The 17,889-nt window shown below is 61.5% G+C and carries 13 protein-coding genes; 9 read left to right on the top strand and 4 right to left on the bottom strand.

Annotated features, from left to right (window positions below; genetic code table 11):
• Positions 1-130 precede the first annotated feature (130 nt).
• Both HMPREF2765_RS08030 and HMPREF2765_RS08025 read left to right on the top strand, forming a co-directional pair.
• The gene (locus tag HMPREF2765_RS08030; RefSeq protein ID WP_005507313.1) at positions 131-1,132 is read left to right on the top strand and encodes an aldo/keto reductase; all 1,002 of its coding nucleotides are present in this window, start codon (positions 131-133) and stop codon (positions 1,130-1,132) included.
• A gap of 225 nt (positions 1,133-1,357) precedes the next feature.
• On the top strand, positions 1,358-2,800 hold the full coding sequence (locus tag HMPREF2765_RS08025; protein ID WP_070605191.1) for a sugar porter family MFS transporter: 1,443 nt from the start codon (positions 1,358-1,360) through the stop codon (positions 2,798-2,800).
• 84 nt (positions 2,801-2,884) lie between these two features.
• On the opposite strand, the gene HMPREF2765_RS08020 is transcribed toward HMPREF2765_RS08025, so the two are convergent.
• A complete protein-coding gene (locus HMPREF2765_RS08020; RefSeq protein WP_049346494.1) occupies positions 2,885-3,178 on the bottom strand; it encodes a type II toxin-antitoxin system prevent-host-death family antitoxin in 294 nt (97 codons plus the stop codon).
• On the opposite strand from HMPREF2765_RS08020, the gene HMPREF2765_RS09430 reads away from it, so the two are divergent.
• Together HMPREF2765_RS09430 and HMPREF2765_RS08015 are read left to right on the top strand one after the other, a co-directional pair.
• A complete protein-coding gene (locus HMPREF2765_RS09430; RefSeq protein WP_338141071.1) occupies positions 3,161-3,376 on the top strand; it encodes a type II toxin-antitoxin system RelE family toxin in 216 nt (71 codons plus the stop codon). The two genes, HMPREF2765_RS08020 and HMPREF2765_RS09430, sit on opposite strands and share 18 nt — an antisense overlap.
• 219 nt (positions 3,377-3,595) lie before the next feature.
• Positions 3,596-4,807 carry a cytochrome P450 gene (locus HMPREF2765_RS08015; protein WP_070605188.1) on the top strand — a complete coding sequence of 404 codons (1,212 nt, stop codon included), beginning with the start codon at positions 3,596-3,598 and terminating at the stop codon, positions 4,805-4,807.
• A gap of 189 nt (positions 4,808-4,996) precedes the next feature.
• Here the strand turns inward: HMPREF2765_RS08015 and HMPREF2765_RS09425 are convergent, their stop codons facing one another.
• Positions 4,997-5,899: a lytic transglycosylase domain-containing protein gene (locus HMPREF2765_RS09425; protein ID WP_065423888.1), complete on the bottom strand. Its 903-nt coding sequence runs from the start codon at positions 5,897-5,899 to the stop codon at positions 4,997-4,999.
• 214 nt (positions 5,900-6,113) lie between these two features.
• Positions 6,114-9,014 carry a multicopper oxidase domain-containing protein gene (locus HMPREF2765_RS08005; RefSeq protein WP_049352882.1) on the bottom strand — a complete coding sequence of 967 codons (2,901 nt, stop codon included), beginning with the start codon at positions 9,012-9,014 and terminating at the stop codon, positions 6,114-6,116.
• A gap of 330 nt (positions 9,015-9,344) precedes the next feature.
• On the opposite strand from HMPREF2765_RS08005, the gene HMPREF2765_RS08000 reads away from it, so the two are divergent.
• Both HMPREF2765_RS08000 and HMPREF2765_RS07995 read left to right on the top strand, forming a co-directional pair.
• Complete coding sequence (locus tag HMPREF2765_RS08000) at positions 9,345-10,751, top strand: glycosyltransferase 87 family protein (RefSeq protein WP_070605185.1); 1,407 nt, start codon at positions 9,345-9,347, stop codon at positions 10,749-10,751.
• On the top strand, positions 10,748-12,223 hold the full coding sequence (locus HMPREF2765_RS07995) for a glycosyltransferase 87 family protein (protein WP_070605182.1): 1,476 nt from the start codon (positions 10,748-10,750) through the stop codon (positions 12,221-12,223). The genes HMPREF2765_RS08000 and HMPREF2765_RS07995 overlap by 4 nt, the downstream gene beginning before the upstream one ends.
• Positions 12,224-12,414: 191 nt before the next feature.
• Here the strand turns inward: HMPREF2765_RS07995 and HMPREF2765_RS07990 are convergent, their stop codons facing one another.
• Positions 12,415-14,571, bottom strand: a complete 2,157-nt coding sequence (locus HMPREF2765_RS07990) for a hypothetical protein (RefSeq protein ID WP_070605180.1) — start codon at positions 14,569-14,571, stop codon at positions 12,415-12,417.
• Between the two features lie 242 nt (positions 14,572-14,813).
• Here HMPREF2765_RS07990 and HMPREF2765_RS07985 point away from each other — a divergent pair, with 242 nt between their 5' ends.
• The 3 genes from HMPREF2765_RS07985 (at position 14,814) to HMPREF2765_RS07975 (ending at position 17,847) form a co-directional block, all read left to right on the top strand.
• Complete coding sequence (locus HMPREF2765_RS07985; protein ID WP_070605177.1) at positions 14,814-15,794, top strand: CPBP family intramembrane glutamic endopeptidase; 981 nt, start codon at positions 14,814-14,816, stop codon at positions 15,792-15,794.
• Positions 15,795-15,938: 144 nt separating this feature from the next.
• Complete coding sequence (locus HMPREF2765_RS07980) at positions 15,939-17,246, top strand: M18 family aminopeptidase (protein WP_049341167.1); 1,308 nt, start codon at positions 15,939-15,941, stop codon at positions 17,244-17,246.
• Between the two features lie 253 nt (positions 17,247-17,499).
• Complete coding sequence (locus tag HMPREF2765_RS07975; protein ID WP_049350435.1) at positions 17,500-17,847, top strand: hypothetical protein; 348 nt, start codon at positions 17,500-17,502, stop codon at positions 17,845-17,847.
• Positions 17,848-17,889: the final 42 nt, after the last annotated feature.

Genomic DNA, 17,889 nt, shown 5'->3' with positions numbered 1-17,889 from the left:
GTGTGTGGTGGAACAAGGAACCTACCGGGACCTAACGACCGACCCCACATCACGCTTCAGGAAGCTCTTCGCCTCCCAACTGGAGGGGAAATAACCACGCAACATACCCGCACAACGTAGAGTTAAAAACATGGAACGTATTGAATCTCCCGTCTACCGCAGGCTCGGCAACTCCGGTCTCGTCGTACCCAGCGTCGGCATCGGCTGCAATAACCTCGGCCGCCCCGGCACCCCCACCCGCACCCAAGAAGGTACCAACGAAGTCATCGCCGCCGCAGTCGACGCAGGCATCAGCTTCTTCGACATCGCAGACCTCTACGGCGCCGAACCCGGCCTCTCAGAAACCATGTTCGGCACCGCCCTCACCCAGCTCGGCCTCGACCGCGACGAACTGACCATCGTCACCAAATTCGGTCTGCCCGTCGGCGACCTCAACGGCAACGACCGCAACGCCCGCGGATCGCGCCGCTACATCATGCGCGCCGTCGAAGGTTCCCTCCGCCGCCTCGGCACCGACTACATCGACCTGTACTTCTACCACAGCCCCGATCCCAACACCCCCATCGAAGAAACCCTCAGTGCCCTCGACCAGCTCGTACGCGACGGTAAGGTCCGCTACCTGGGCCACTCCAACTTCTCCGGCTGGCAGCTCGCCCACGCCGAACACTGCGCCCGTGAACTCGGCACCGAACGGTTCATCGTCGCTGAAAACCACTACAACCTGCTCGACCGCCGCGCAGAACTCGAAATCCTGCCCGCCGCACGGCACTTCGGCATGGGTGTGCTGCCGTACTTCCCGCTCGCTAACGGCCTGCTGACCGGCAAGTACCGCCGCGACAACATTCCCGCCGGTTCGCGCCTGTCCCACTCTAAGAAAAACGTGCTCGACGCCGCCAACTGGGACCAGCTCGAAGCCTTCCACAGCTTCTGCACCGAACGCGGCATCACCGAGGTGCAGGCGGCGTTCTCCTGGCTCGCACAGCAGTCGCCGGTCACCTCCGTCATTGCCGGTGCAACCAGCGCCGAGCAGGTGCGCGCCAACGCACAGGCGGCATGCCTGCGCTTCGACGCTGAGGACCTCGCCGCCCTGGACGCCATCTTCCCGGCACCCGAGAAGATCGCGCTGTTCTAAACTCCGGCTCCCTCTCAAAGGGACACTCAGGCGGTCGCACGTGTCGGCCGTAATATACGCTGAAAAATGTCCGTGGTGAGAAATAAATATCACCCGCCGAACGTTTTCGCTAGGATTAGGTGAGGTGCGTCTAACCTGACGCACCTCACCTCGCCTATATACCCACCCCTGCCGCCTGGAAGCAGTCCGGCAGGACCACCCGCCACCGGCACATCAAAGGACACCATGAGCGCACAGAGCACCGCCTCCACCCTGCCCCCTCTGGGCACCGGGAAGCACAGCCGATACCTCGGCATCATTGCACTCATCGCCACCTTCGGCGGTCTGCTCTTCGGTTACGACACCGGAGTGATCAACGGCGCGCTCGAACCCATGAGCCGCGAACTCGGTATGGACTCCACCACCCAAGGCTGGGTCACCGGATCGCTCGCCTTTGCCGCCGCTATTGGCGCACTCGGATGCGGCCGCATCTCTGACCGGTACGGCCGCCGAACCACCATCATTGGGCTCTCCACCATCTTCTTCATTGGTGCCCTGACCTGCGTGTTTGCACCCAATGTCGCCGTACTCATCACCGGACGCACCCTGCTCGGCCTGGCGGTCGGCGGCGCCTCCGCCGTGGTGCCCGTGTTCCTCGCAGAGCTCGCACCCTACGAAATTCGCGGCTCCCTCTCCGGCCGCAACGAACTCATGGTCGTGGGCGGTCAGCTTGCCGCGTTCATCGTGAACGCCCTCATCGGCAACCTGTGGGGTGAGCACGACGGCGTGTGGCGCTGGATGTTCGCCATCTGCACCCTGCCCGCCATCGGCCTGTTCGTCGGCATGCTACGTGTGCCCGAGTCGCCGCGCTGGCTGCTGCGCGTCGGCAAGCGTGAACAGGCTCTTGAGGTTATGAAGCGCATCCGCTCCGCCGAGCGTGCTGAGGCTGAGATTGCCGATATTGAGCGCACCCTTCAGGCGGAAACCAGCTCCCAGAACGATGCGGCAGCTAAGGAAAGCATGGGCGTGCGCGGCTGGTTCGTGCGCATCCTGCTCGTCGGTATTCTGGTCGGCGCGGGCCAGCAGCTGACCGGCATCAACTCGATCATGTACTACGGCATTAAGGTGCTCAAGGAAGCCGGTTTCAGCGAATCCGCGGCGCTCATCGCGAATATTGCTCCGGGTACGATTGCGGTGCTCGGTTCTATCCTGTCGCTGCGCCTGATGGAGCGTGTACCGCGCCGCGTCATGGTCATTACCGGCTATAGTTCGACCGCGTTTTTCCACGTGCTGATTGCGGGCGCATCCATGCTGCTGCCCGCCGATAATGCGGCGCGCCCCTGGATTCTGCTGGTGCTCATCGTCTGCTTTGTGGGCGCGATGCAGACCTGCCTGAACGTGTCCACGTGGGTGATTATGAGTGAGCTGTTCCCGCTGCGTGTGCGTGCGGCGGGTATGGGCATTTCGGCGTTTAGCGGCTGGATGATGAATGGTGTGCTGTCGCTGGCGTTCCCCGTGATCCTGGGTGCGGTCGGTCTGACTGGCTCCTTCATCGGCTTTGCCGTGGTGAACGTGGTCATTGCGCTGCTGATGTTCCGCAACCTGCCGGAGACTCGCGGCGTGAGCCTGGAGCAGGTGGAGCGCGGCGTGATGGACGGTAGCATCTACCCCTCCGCGCGCAAGCGCTAGACCCGGCGGGTTTTTAGGCAAGAATGAGGCGGGCGGCCCCTCCCCGGTGGAGGTGCCGCCCGCCTTGCAATATGCGTTGAATGACTAGTCTGCAGGGTTCTCTGCAGGGTTCTCTTCAAGGAACTCGTCGAGGCCGATGCGGTAGCCGTCATCTTCGGTGCGTGCCTTACGAAGAGCCTCAATGTCGAGGAGCTCTTCGTACTCTTCCAGCAGCTTCAAATCTTCGTAGGAGATGAGCGCGGCAACAGTCTTACCATTGCGGCTGATGAGGGGACGTTCGCCGGAGAACACGGCTTCGTTGACTTTGGTTCCGAGGTTGTCGCGGAGTTCTTTAAGAGTCGTGACATTGGAACGAGTCCGGTGAGTGGTAACAGTCATGACTGGTTCCTTTCTGGGGTTTGTCCGTTAGCTCCGAGGATAGTTCCTGTGCAGGTTCTATTCAAGGGGCCGCAGTGCGAAGAAGGGTACAGGGCGCGAGTAGGAAATTACCGCATCCTGTACACCATTGATAACGGTGCGGTTGTTGTTGAGGTCTTCCGAGTTGGTCATCGGCGAGAAGTCTATCGTGGCCTGTAGAGTGAATGCGGCGTGATGGGTTGTAGTGCTGCCGCGACCGCACTGTTCGTTGAAGGAGAAGCAAGGAACCCCTACCCTGCGCCACCAACCCATAAATGATACGGTCAAAGAAGAACTAATGGATTCACGTGCTGAAATGCACGCCCGACCCTGCACATACGCATCGCCCGGACGCCCGCATCCAGCACGCCACAACTCTATAACGAACACGGGTGAACAATGACTGAGAACGTACACAACGACTGGGACCTCCGAAGCGAAGAGGTCCAGAAGAACCAGGTAGCTGCCTACGACGCAATGCGCCGCCGTTGCCCCGTCGCCCACGACGAATTCATGGGCTACTCCGTCTTCAAAAACGCCGACGTACAGCACGTACTCGACCACCCCGAAATCTACTCCAACGTCGTCTCCACCCGCCACATCGCCGTCCCCAACGGCATGGACGCCCCCGAACACACCACCTTCCGCGCGGTCAACGACAAGTACTTCACCCCCGAACGCCTCGAAAAGTTCGCACCCGTCATCCGCGACGCCGTGAAGACCCTCATCGCAGAACTGCCCCGCGGCGAAGAAGTAGACGTCATGCAGGGCTTCGGTCAGGCATACGCAATGCGCGTGCAGAACGCCTTCATGGGCTGGCCCGCATGCCTCGAACAGCCCCTCACCGAATGGATCGAAAAGAACCGCGTCGCCACCCTGCGCCGCGACCGCGAAGAAATCGCTAAGGTCGCCCTCGAATTCGACGGCTACATCCGTCAGCTGCTCGACGAACGCCGCGAGGACGCTGCCGCCGGCAACCCCAAGGACGTCACCGCCGAACTGCTTACCGACACCGTGCAGCTGCCCGGCGAAGAACCCCGCACCATGACCGACGAAGAAATCGTCAGCCTCATCCGCAACTGGACCGTGGGCGAGCTGTCCACCGTCTCCGCAACCGTGGGCGTATTCGTCAACTTCCTGGCACGCAACCGCGCCGAACAGGACCGCCTGCGCGCATCCCTCGCCGACGGCAATGCACTCGACGACCGCAGCGAAATCGCCCTCGCCGTCGAAGAAATCATGCGACTCGAAGACACCCTCGTCACCAACCGCCGCATCACCGCCCAGGACACCGAACTCGGCGGCCGCACCCTGCCCGCCGGCTCCCGCGTGACCATCAACTGGGCAAGCGCCAACCGCGACGAGGACGCCTTCGAAGACGCCCTCACCTACAACCCGCACCGCGACCAGTCCCGCAACCTCGTGTACGGCGACGGCATCCACGTCTGCCCCGGCGCGCCCCTGGCACGCCTGGAACTGCGCATCCTGCTCGAGGAGCTGCTGCGCGGCACCGAGTCCATTGAGATCGCGGACGAGAGCGAGAAGCCCGCAACCGTGAACGCCGTGTACCCGGTCTCCGGCTACTCGGTCGTGCGCGCCATCTTCAACTAGGCACGCTCCAGCTCTAAAAAGTGCGAGGCGCCGAACCCCTGAGAATGGGGGTCGGCGCCTCGCGCTGTTAAGAGTAAATATAAGAGTGAATAGTAGGGTAGTGGCGGCCGGTATCAGCCGCTCACTATAGATAAAACGGAATATTCCCTAGTGGCTATATAGCCTAGTGGGCTACCTAGAAAGCTGAACCTAGCGGCCAGAGCTCGTTGCTGAAGGCTTCGCGGAAGATTCCGCAGAACCGCTCGCAGACGCACTCCCAGACGCCCGCGCCGAAGCACTCGCAGAAGCAGAAGCCTCCGCCGCCGCGCTCGCCGACTCCTCGGCCGACAGCGGCGTACCGTCCGCATGCACACCCGCCATTGCCGGGGTCACGCCATTCACGAAGCTCAGCTTCGCCTGCTTGAAGTGATAATCCGGGGAGCAGGTCAGCTTGTACTTGGTATCCGCCAGCTCGCGAATCGTCTTCACATAATTCTGAGTCTCGGGGAAGGGCGGAACGCCGCCGTACTTCTCCACAGAACCCGGACCCGCGTTATAGCCGGCGAGAACCACATCCTGCAGCTGGTCTTCATTAGAAGCGTACTTCGCCAAACGGGTGCGAAGCTCGGACAGGTAGCGGGCCTGCGCCGCAATCGCATCGTGCGGGTTCAGAACATTACCGCCATTGCCGAAGCTGTAGTGGCCGCCGCTCCACGCGTCATCAGTGAACTGTGCAATACCCTTAGCGCCCTGGTGAGACTCAACGCCCACACGCCAGTGGCTCTCGGTCTCAATCTGCGCCGCCAGCACGCCGGGACGGAAACCAGACACCTTAGAGCCCTCCTCAAAATCGGATCGGAGAGCCGCCGGAGCATACGAAAGCTCCGTCATGCCGCAGTAATCGTCGTAGGTGGCTGCCAAGCCGGCAACACCGCCACCCAGAAGGACCGCAGAGGCAATAATCTGCCAATGCGCAAGAACCCCGGCGAGAAAGCGAAGCGGGAAAGCTTTACGCTGCCGAGGAGAAATTTGTTGATCCGCCGGAACGGAAATGTGGTTGGAGGCGCTCGTAGCGTTACGCTCGGAAGGGGCGCCCGAAGTGCTATCTGCCATTCCTATAGACTAGCGCACCATTGCCGTTTATGGTGAAAAAACTCCCCTCCGTTGAGGTGAAAACCATAGTCAGAGAGTTCTTGGCGCGTCTTTACCGGAGTCAACATCAAGTGCAGGTACAGACTCCGTGCACGTGAAGGATGACCCCACCCGGTACACCTTTGACAGGGAGTACCAGGCGGGGCCGATCCATGATGGGGAGCTTCAGGAGCCCCTAACGGTTCGTCACCACGATCTTGCCGGCGGCACCGCGCTCCATCTCCGAGAAGGAGTGATTCACGAACGTGTACGTGCCAGACTCTAGGAACTGCATCTCCACGAAGCCGCCCTGAGCGGGCGCCAAATCGAGTGCCTGGCTGTGGCCGTCACGGCTACCGAACGCATCCGCGCCGCGGCGCATCAGGTAGCCGCCCTCCTTGTAGACCGTGTCGAATTGCGAACCGACCACGTGGAAGCTCGTGCCGTGGTTCGGGCCCGCAGCCATCACCCAAACACGGATACGCTCGCCCTTCTTCACCTGCAGCGGCTTCGCCTTGTACTGGGTTGCGTGGCCGTTGAACATGGTCAGCGTGGGGGTGCCAGCCGCAATCAGCTCCGGCGAGTTCTCCGCCAGCTTGTTACCGTCGGAGGCGGTCTTGCCGGTGTCGTGCAGGTACGCCTCGCCCTGAACCATCACGTACTCGTGATCGACCGGGTCAAGGTCCGCCGGGTCAATGATGACCGCGCCGTACATGCCCTGGGTCATGTGCAGGCTCAGCGGGGCGGTGCCGCAGTGGTACAGCCAGATACCGGCACCCTTCGCCTCAAAACGGTAGACGAGACGCTCACCGGGGGCGATGGTCTTCATCGTGTTATCGGGGGACACCATGCCCGCGTGGAAGTCCAGCGAGTGGCCCATCGTGCCGTTATTGATGAGTGTAATTTCAAAAATATCGCCGACCTTGCCGCGCAGAATCGGTGCCATGTTCTGCCCGTTGAACGTCCACATGTGAACGGTCACGCCGGGCGCCACCTCGCGGTCGACTTCCTCAACTTCCAGGGTGACTTTGCGGACGGTCTTGCCGTTCACCTGCGTGGCGGTGTTCGGTGCCGGGATGTTCGGGTCGCGGTACTTGTAGCCGCTGCCGGGCGCTGCGGACATGTCAATCCTGCTGTTCGCAACGGTCATGAGGGTCGGGGTGCTACCCGACGCCGCGTGGTTGTGGGCGCCCGTAGAACCGTGGTTGTGGCCACCCTGCGCCACCTGGTTTGCGGAGGCGCCGGTCGCCTTCACCTTAAACACCATGCCCAGGGAGCGGTGGCCCGCTACGGAGCAGTAGGCTTCCTGGTCGGCGCTGATGATGCCGGCGTCGACGGTTTTCGTTTCGCCGGGGTTGATGGTGCCGGTGGTTGCGCCGTTGTCGAAGGTCAGGTCGTGGGTCATGCTCTGGTCGTCGTTGGTGACCTCGACGACCAGGCGGTTACCTGCGGGGACCTCCACCTCGGCGGGGGTGAAACGGTAGTTGCTGGTCGCCTTCACCTGCACGGTGGTGGTCTGACCGGTTGCAGCCACGGAACCTGCCGAGGAGAACGACGGCAGGTTCAGCGCGGACGGGTTCACGGCGAAGCCCAGCAGGAACGCCATGGCAACCGCCAACGCCGCCTGGAAGCTCTGCTTGGCGTGCGGGACGGGCTCCGGGGTGAGCGCCTCCTGGTTGAAGACGGGCTTCTCGCCGCGGGCGCGTGCTGCCATCATTTCCTTGCGGGTATTCACGGACGCCTTCACGCCGCGCACCATCAGCGGAATGAACGCCATGAGCGCCAACGCACCCACGATAGCGACGGCAATCTTAATGGACTGGCCCACCATGGAGCTGGGCATCATGAAGATGAGCAGCGCCAGGTTCACGGCGGTCACGCGGGCAGCAGCAAAACGGCTGAACTCCTTGTTGGAGGCGCGAACCACCGCAGGGCCACCGCCCATACGCTGGGGGAGCAGGTAGCTCATCGCGCCGAGCAGCAGCTGCAGCAGGAAGCCAACCACGAAGATGGGGGTCACGGCGCGCATATCCAGCTGCGCGAAGGGGGTGGTCGCCACCATGTACGCGGTGGCCGCCACACCAACAATCAGCCAGAGGAAACCCATACCCACGCTCATGGGCGGGTACTCGTTCGGGCGCTTGGTGCGCAGGGTACGCACCATCACCCAGGCGACAATCAGCAGGGCAACCAGGTAGACGACCAGGCCGGCTGCGGCGAGCGGACGCATCCCTAAAATCGCGCCGACAACGGTCAACGCTAAGCCACCGCACATCAGGTACAGGGCGCGCAGACTGTGGGTGAGCGCCTTATCCACCATCTTGGTGCGCAGCATGGTCGGCCAGAACGTCACCAGCGTACCCACCGCGGTAATACCGACGAAGCCGAGCACGTTCACTGCCTCGTGCGCGAGCAGGAACTGCGAATGCAGGGTGCCGGACAGGTTCGGGTAGGCAATCATGCCGCCAAACGCCGCACCGAGGGGCAGCAGCAGCGCCGCAACAATGTAGAAGCGAATGGTCACACCGAACCGCGACGGCAGAGCCTGACGCACCTGCTTCAGCAGGTAGATACCGTGCCAGGCGACCATCGAACCGACAATGAGGGCGCCCACCACCGTGGCGGCGTAGAGGCCGGGCACGCTCAGCTGACCGACCATGCCGATCATGAGCACGAGAATACCGGCGTTCAGAATGAAGATGCGGCGCACCTGGGTGCCGCGGTGCTCGTCCGGGATTTTGATCTTCATGAGCGCTTCGGTGAAGTGCTGCGACCAAATCAGAATCGAGTTCGTAATCAGGCCGAGGGTGACAATGTGCACCATCAGCCAGCCGCTATTCGGGATGAACTTATGCAGCAGAAGCACGGCGATAAGGGTAAACATCCAGTGCGAGACCGGCTTGGAGGCGCGGCGGTGCCACGTGCCGCGACCGGATGCGCGGCGTGCAATCTCTTCGGGGGTGAGGTTCGCGCCGGGCGCCTCAGTGGGACGCGCGCCAATGCTCAGGCCGGAGGAGCCGCCTCCGGAGACGTTTGCGCCTGCGGGCTTGCCGCTCGTGTTCTCACCTTCGGGTGGGGTGCCGAGATGTTCACTCACGTGATCACTGCTTTCACTGCTGGTTGTTCGTGGACGTCGGTGTGCGGGTCGGCACCCGGTACCCCTGCGTTGGGGCGGGTGCCAATAAGCCCATTATATTGCCCGGATAGTACCAATTTTGAAGACATGACGTGCATATGAAGGCAGCTCATATCGTGATAGTTGTGCTTGTGTGCTCGAGCGGTTCTTCCCCTGCGAATCTCCCCCTGTGATTCTTCTCCCCAATGCATCCTTCACAGGTGCGCGCGATAAACTATTAGGATTCCAAAATCAGATGCCCGCCCACCCTACGCGCGCATCCGCCGGCACCAAGGTAAGGACAAACACCTCGTGACAAGGACTGACTCCACCACCCCCATCTGGGGAAAAATCGCTATTGTGGCACTCATCCTCATTGTTGGCGGTGGATACGTCATCAAAATGCTCACCAACCCCTTCTCCGGTATGGACTTTTCCATCTACCGTCTGGGCGCAATGACCATTTTCGATAACGAGGGCTTTACCCAGGACCTATACTCCCCGACCCTGAACGATCACGGCGTCATCAAGCCGCCGTTCACGTACCCGCCGTTCGCGGCGATGCTGTTCTTGCCGTTCGCTTTTATTCCGCTGGAAGTCGGCAAAGTCATTATGGTCATCGGTTCGGCTGTGGTGGCGTGGTGGATTTCCACGATCATTTACAACTACGTGAATGCGCGCGGCCGCGAACTGCCCCTGCAGCAGTACTTTGGTCGTGCCGGCACGATTGCGATGCTGACCATTCTGGTGGTGGCGGCGGGCCCGTGGCAGCGCACCCTGGACCTGATTCAGATTAACCCGTTCATTACGGCGCTGATTCTTGCCGATTTTGTGCGTCCGGCGACCCGCGTGCCGCGCGGCGTGCTGATTGGTATTGCGGGCGGCGTGAAGCTGACCCCGCTCGTGTTTGGTCTGATTCTGCTGGTCCGTCGCGACTGGAAGGGCATTGCGACCCTGGGCGCGACGTTCTTCGGCACCATTGCGCTGGGTTTCATTCTGATGCCTAAGGACGCGCCGGAGTTCTGGTTCTCCGCGCTGACGAACCCCTCCCGTGTGGGTGGCCTGAACTTTGTGGATAACGTCTCGATTCAGGGTTGGCTGCTACACTTCGGTCTTTCTGAGAGCGCCGCGAAGCCCGTCTACTACGCCCTGGCGCTGGTCACGATTGTGCTGACCGCCGCGCTGCTGTACCAGCTGGAACGCCGCGGTGCCGCGCTGGCGCAGGTGGCGGTGACCGCCTCCTTGATGGTGGCGCTGTCGCCGATTAGCTGGTCGCACCACAACGTGCTGCTGCCCCTGCTGGCTGCCGTGTTCATCATGGACGCGTTCCCGACCTATTTTGCGGTTCAGCCGGCGTGGCTGCGGGTGACAGCGACCGTGTTCGCGGTGGTTGCGGTGTTGGGCCTGTACCTGTCGCCGATTAGGATTGCGTCCTGGTTCCACGGTAGCGCTGATGGTTTGGAGCAGCTGGCTCCGGGCGCGTTGGCGGTTTCGGCTATTCCCGCGTTCTGCCTGTGGGTGACGATGACGCTCTGGTCTATTGCCGCCCTGAGCGCGCCGGTGCGTGGCGCGAAGGTTGAGCCCGTACAGTACGGTTCCGTGCGTAGCGACGCGCCTCTGGGCTGGTGGGGCGCCCGTGCACTGGTGACCCAGAGTGCCCTGGTGACCGAGAGTGCCGAGTCTGTGCGTGCCGCTGATTCTCGTGAGGCAACCGCGTGAGCCGCGAGAAGAATCGTGAGAAGAATGCCGAGGCGGTAGCGCCTATAATCCCATGGGCTTCGGCTGGCTCTACTACTGCACCGGTTGCGGAACCGGCTGCTGAAAGCGCTGTAGAAAGCGCGGAGCCTGCCGCAGAGCCCACAAAACCTGCGCGTCGCAGCTTCTTTGACCGCATCCCCGGCATGCGCAGCGGTGCTCTCTGGGCGCACCTGCTGTTCATCCTGGTTGCCCTCTACGCCTTCGACTACGTGACGCACGCGGCGGCTGACGATATTTACGTGTACCGCCTGGGTGCTGTCTCCCTGGCGGACGGCCCGGACGGCTACCAGCTCTACGGCTTCCGCACGCGCGGCCTGCCGTTCACCTACCCGCCGTTTGCGGCGCTGCTCTTCTACCCGCTCGCGTTCCTCACGGAGCCGCAGAGCATGCTGCTGATTACCGCCATTATTTGCGCGCTCAGCTACTGGTGTGCGTACCTGCTGTACTCCTATGCGCGTAGCCGATCGTGGCGTCTGCCGTTGCAGAAGCACGTGGGTCATTGGGGTATGGTGTCGCTGATTGCGGCGCTGATTTGGATGTGCGGCCCGTGGCGTTTGACCACGCATTTTGGGCAGATTAACGCCATTATTCTGATGCTGATTCTTGCCGATTTTATGCGTCCGGCAACCCGCGTGCCGCGCGGCGTGCTGCTGGGTATTGCGGCGGGTATTAAGCTGACCCCGCTGGCGTTCGGTCTGCTGCTGCTCATGCGTAAGGACTGGAAGGGCATTGCGACCCTGGGCGCGAGCTTCGCCGCGACCGTGGGTATCGGCTTCCTGGTGATTCGTGAGGAGTCGCTGACGTTCTGGTTCCACGCGGTGCGTGACACTTCGCGTGTGGGTTGGTTCAGCTACTTCGATAACGTGTCGATTATGGGCACGCTGACCCACGCGGGCCTGCAGCATCACCTGACGGCAACCGCCCTGTCGGTGGTGCAGGTGGCGTTGACCCTGCTGATTGTGCTGGTCACGGCGGTTCTGCTGGTTCCGCTGATTCGTGCCCGTGCACTCATGGCGCAGCTGGCGCTGACCGCGTTCATGATGCTGCAGATTTCGCCGATCAGCTGGTCGCACCACAACACCTGGTACCCGCTGATGCTCGCCGCCGTGGTCATGGAAATCTTCCCGCTCATGTACCAGCGGGTCAGTTCCTTCGTCTTCACGCTGGCTACTATCTTGGCGACTGCGGCGCTGGTGGGCATGTACATTTCGCCGTTCTGGATCGTGCTGGCGTTCTCCCCGCACTTTAACTCGGAGCAGATTCTGATGGTGCCGGAAGGCTCCCTGGGCCTGATGGCGGGCACCATGCCGTACCAGCTGATGTACCTGTTCATCCTGGTGACGTTCTTCGTGTACCTGGCGAATCGTCAGCTGGTGGAGCGTGCGGCACGAGCCGCAGGTGACGAACTGGCGGAGGCGAAGTACTCCCGCTAAAGAAACCGCCCGCTCACGGCGGCTGCCCGCTCGAGGCGGTCGCTCGCCCGCGGCGGCGGGCGCCTCCAGCACGGGCATAACAGGGCTAAACCCCACCCGGCATAACCACTGGCATAAAAGTATCCCCCGCACCCATCACGGGCGCGGGGGATACTTTTATACCCAGCCTGCTGACCTAGTCAGTCACGCTGTTAGTTAGTGCCGATGCTCCAAGTAATGTTGGAGTCGGTACGAACCTGCATGTAGCTCTTGTTGCTCTGAACCCACTGCATGCTGCTCTTCACGGTCGGAATGGTCGAGGAGAAGAACGGGTCGTTCTTGGTCGCGTTCAGAACGGTGAAGCCGCGGGTGGTCGGGCCGCTGGTCTGGAACTCCATGGTTGCCTCGGTGCCTTCGTAGGTGAAAGCGTAGTAGTTCATGGTGCTCTGGAACTTCTCACCCTTCTTGTAGTGGGGTGCGGAGTCTGCGTCGTAGACGCGGATGGTCCACTCGCCCTTACCGGTCAGCTCCAGCTTGCGGGTGGGGGTGGAGTGGCCGCTCGCGTCAATCCATGCGGTGCCCTTGAGCTCCTTGCCGTCGCGGGTGGAGTCGAGAACGCTCAGACCTGCGGTGATGTTGCCCTTGTCGTCACGGCTGGTGATGAAGGCGTTAACCACACCGTCTGCGGGCTTGAACTCGTAGTAGAGCAGGCCTGCGGACACATCGCCCTTGATCTTCTCAATGTCGATGGTGTCCTTATTATCGGCGACGGTCTTCTTGTATTCCTTGAACTCACCCTCGGGCATCTTCGCTTCAGCAGCAGCAACCGGCGCTGCGGAAGAAGCGGAAGTACCTGCTGCCGCGCTCTCAGATGCGGGCGCTGCGGAAGAAGCCTCAGAGGATGCCGCCGCGGAGGAAGCCTCAGCGGAAGTAGCCGCCGCGCTCGATGCTGCAGCAGAGTCGGAGGTGGGGTTCGAGCTACCGCGCGGAATCAGCATGACAATCGCCAGGATGATGACAATCAGCAGAGCCAACGCACCGCCGATAACACCCCACAGCTTGGTGCCGGAGAGCAGGCCCTTCTTCTCGGAGCCGTCCTCGCCGTTGCCCTGGTTGCCGGGCTCGGTCATGTAAGGGTTGCTGAGCGCTACGGTTGCCTGGTCCTGATCGGAAACCTGACCCTGGTAGGGCTGCTGAGCGTTGTACGGCTGACCCTGGTAGGGGTTGCCCTGGTACTGACCGCCCTGAGCGTTCTGACCCTGGAAACCCTGGTCCTGGTAGTTGCCACCCTGGAAGTTCTGGCCCTGGAAACCATCAGCCTGGTTCGGCTGGAAACCGTTCGGTGCCTGACCCGCCGGGATGAACTGTGCGTTCTGGTCACCCTGCACGTTCTGACCGGGCTGCACATTCTGGCCGGGCTGTTCCGAGAGGTTCACGGTACGCTCGGACAGGTTGACGGTGCGCTCGGTCTCGGGGGTGTGGAACTCAACGAGCGGGGAGTTCTCGATGGTGTGGGGAGCCTCTTCGGTGGAGGCGGGAGCCTCAGCAACAGGTGCCTCAGCCGCGGGAGCCTCAGCGACCGGCTCGACTGCCGGCTCAGCGGCAGCGGGTGCCTCGGGGGCAACCTCGGCGACGGGCTCAACAACAACAGGCTCTGCAACAGGTTCGGAAACAACCGGCTCAGACAGTGCGGGCTCAGCAACCGGAGCCTCAACAACGTGCTGCTCGGAAGCAACCGGCTCAGCAACAACAGGCTCGACAACCGGCGCTACGGGAGCTTCAACAGCCTCAGCAGCGGGCTCTGCATCTGCAGGCTCTTCAACTGCGGAAGACTGGGATGCGAGAACCTGCTCGGGCAGAGCGGTGCCGGTCAGCGGAACCTGAGTCAGGTGACGCATCGGCTTGGGCTCGGAGGACTCCTCAGCGGACTCAGCCTGGGACGCCTCAACGTGGGGTGCCTCTACCTGCTGTGCCTCAACGTGGGATGCCTCAGCCTGGGGTGCTGCCGCCTCCGGAACCTCGACGACCTGCTCACCTTCGAGCTCAGCGGCGAGCTGCTCCAGGTCAACGTCCTCAACGGTCAGCGGTGCTGCAGCTTCGGCGGGCTGCTCAGCCTCAACAGCGGGCTCAGCAACTACGGGCTCAGCAACCTGCTCAGCGGGAGCTGCCTCAGCAGCGGGCTCCTCGGGAATCAGCGGCTCAATAGTAGCCTCTTCAACCTGAATGGGTTCAGGCTCGGGCTCCTCGACCCACAGCTGCCAACCTTCAGGAACGGGACCCCACGCGGGGTCAGGACGCCACGTAGGAGTGGGGGCCCATCCAGCAGGAGGAGCGGGCCAGTTGGGCGGCGGATTGAAGACGAGTGCCATAAGAAAGCAGCCTTTCTGGTGCTGAAAAAACACCCCGGAAGAGCGGTCATCAGCGACTATGTATATGAGCGTATTATCGCTACAAATTATGGCATAGGTTCAGAAAATGAACCCCGTGAATGGTGGGTTTTTAGCCTTATTCACGGCTTTTTCAATGGTTTTGAAACAATCCGCATCAATCAGCACTTGAAGGTTTCAGTATGCCCGGTCACCATCGACCCCGCGGAGGCTAGGATTAAAGAATGAACACTACACCGCCTCCCGCACACCCGCAGGTAGCCGCCGGAACCCCCGCTGCTCCTGCGCCTGTTGCAGGTCTTACCTACCACCGCCTCTCCCACGCCGACCCGAAATCCCGCTGGTTCTCACCCCTGCTGGAAGGTCTGCTCGGCGTCGCCGTATTTATTGGCCTCAACCTGATCATTTCAGTTGCCCTGGCTGTGGCGATTATGGGTTCGGGACTTTCCCTCCAGGATGTTGCTACGAACCGCTCCGTCATTATGGAACACCCGGCGCTGTTCGCGCTGACCTTCCTCTCCCTCATTGCCATTGTGCCTTCGCTCTTTCTGGCGCGCCTGGTCGTGGGTCCGAAGCCCTGGGGTCTGATCCATTCGGTGGCGGGCCGTCTGCGCCGCTCGCTATTGCTTCCGTACCTGGGTTTGAGCTTCGCTGTCTACGGCATCTACTACGCCGTGATGCTGGCGTTGAGCGGTGAGAGCCTGCCCGAATACCGCTATTTTCAACCTCCACAGGTTGAATTTTGGGTTTATGTGGCGATGATGCTGCTCCTGGTGCCCGTGCAGTGCTACGCCGAAGAGCTCGCCTACCGCGGCTTCATGATGCAGATGCTTGGCCGCTGGCTCCGCACCCCCTGGCTGCCGATTGTGCTGCCCGCCGTGCTGTTCATGCTCTCCCACGCCTACGACCCCTGGGGTCAGAGCACGATTCTCGCGATGGGTATTTACGCGGGTTTCCTCTGCTGGTACACCGGCGGTCTGGAGGCCTCCATCAGCCTGCACGTGGCAAATAACGTGATTCTGATGCTGCTGTCCATGGTGGCTGGTCTGGATCCGTTCGCCTCCGAGGGCGTGACCCCTCTGGATGCGCTGCAGGGCATCGCCCTGGAAGGCGTGTACGTGGTGCTCGCCTGCCTGATCTTCAACGCGCGCGTTCGCCGCGGCGAGGTTTCACGTGAAACACAACCGCTCAAGGTTGATAACTAAAGGCTGCGGCGGGTTGCTCTAGTTCAGCTACTCCAACCCGCCCACCCCGCTCCATGCGAGCCTCACCAGGGCTCATACTCCACGCTACGTGGATTATCAGCCCCGGTCACCCCGTCACCACCCAAGAAAAGGTAGGGTTAAACCATGACTGTTGATGCTGTAAAAAATATTGAAGACCTCGCTGCATTCGTGGCGGAGTCGCCGGTCTCTTACCTCGCCGCGCGCACGGTAGCGCGCCGCCTGCAAGCAGCAGGCTTCACCGAGCTTGTAGAGACCGAAGCATGGGACCCGCAGATCGCAACCGGCCGCCACTTCGTCGTCCGTGACGGCGCAATTATTGCCTGGGCTGGCGGCGCGAAGGCGCAGAAGGCAAGCGGCTACCGCGTGCTGGGTGCGCACACTGACTCGCCCTCCCTGAAGGTCAAGCCCTCCTCCTCCATCACCACGAAGGGGTGGCACCAGATTGCCGTGGAGAACTATGGTGGTGCACTGCTGAACTCCTTCCTGGACCGCGAGCTGTGCGTGGCGGGCCGCCTCACCGTCCTTGAGGGCGGGGAGCTGAAGGACCGCCTGGTGCGCACCGGCGCGATTGCGCGCATCCCGCAGCTGGCACCGCACCTGGACCACAAGCGCAACGAACTGGTGCTGGATAAGCAGTTCAACATGTACCCCGTGTGGGGTGTGGACCCGGCGGAGAACGATGTGCTCGGCTACATGGCGAAGCACGTGATTGACGGCGAGCCGGTCGACCCGGAAAGCATTGTGGGTTACGACCTGCTGTTCGCTGATTCGCAGCCGCCGCGCCGCTTTGGTGCCGATCAGGAGCTGTTCGCTTCCGGTCGCCTGGATAACCTGTCTTCGGTGCACGCGGGTTTGACCGCCCTGGAACGTTACGTTGCCGATAACGCGGATGAGCACGCCACCGAGACTGTGATGCTTGCGGCGTTTGACCATGAGGAGCTTGGTTCGGAGTCGCGTAGTGGTGCGGCTGGCCCGTTCCTGGAGGATATTCTGGTGCGCCTGTCCGCTGCGCGCGGTGAGAGTACGGAGGAGTACCGCCGTTCGGTGGCGGCGTCGTTCTGCCTGTCCGCTGATGCCGGTCACCTGGTGCACCCGAACTATCAGGGTCACCACGACCCGACCGTGCAGCCGCTGCCCGGTGGTGGCCCGCTGCTGAAGATTAACGCGAACCAGCGTTATGCGACGGATTCGGTGGGTGCTGGCGTGTTTGCTGCGGCGTGTGCAAAGGCTGGTGTGCCGTATCAGGAGTTCGTGTCGAATAACAATATGCCGTGTGGTTCGACGATTGGCCCGATTACGGCTACCCGCTTGGGCATGCGCACCGTGGATGTGGGTATTGGTTTGCTGTCGATGCATTCGATGCGCGAGATGTGCCATGTGGACGATATGGCGTACATGACCCGCGCGGTGGAAGGCTTCTTCCGCCTCTAAATTGAACCCCGCTGAGGTATGAACAGCTGGGGTGTGGGCGCCGGGAACGTAAGGTTCCCGGCGCCCTTATTTTTTAAAAATTTTTCGGAGGTGTTTACCTCTTGAATAGGGGCTACATGTGTCGTAAAGTAATCCACAATACGTTATACACGTGTTGCACACTACTTGTTTTTGAGAATTTTTCACCAATGATGGTGCGCCATCAGCTCGTCACCGGCGTAGCGAGCGAACCCCCACATGAAAGGCGGTTCCCATGTTCTTCGATATTTCTCTGATCCCGCTGGCGGTTTTGATCCTTGTGGGTCAACTGAAAAAAGCACCACCAAGGTTGCTAAACAACCCTAGCTATCAAAAGGAGAGGGAGCAGGTGCGAAAGCACCGGCGCATCCTGGATACGCTCGGCGTGGGTTTTGCTCTTGCCCTGATGATTATTCAGTGGGGTAACCCCGCGTTATCGCTTGCCTTTCAGGCGTTCGTTATTTGGTTGATTCCCAGCCAGCTGTATGATCTCTGGCAGAAGTTCAATGTGCCGCGTGGGGTACTCTTCGCGTGTGCTGTCGCGCTAATCATTATTGAGTTTGGGTTGGCGCTCCTACCCTAACCTGCACCCTATAACAGTTGTGGCGGTGACCGAACAACGGTC

It is taken from the genome of Rothia sp. HMSC062H08, assembly GCF_001810775.1.
Lineage (GTDB): Bacteria > Actinomycetota > Actinomycetes > Actinomycetales > Micrococcaceae > Rothia.
This window is presented reverse-complemented; position numbering and strand designations above follow the sequence as displayed.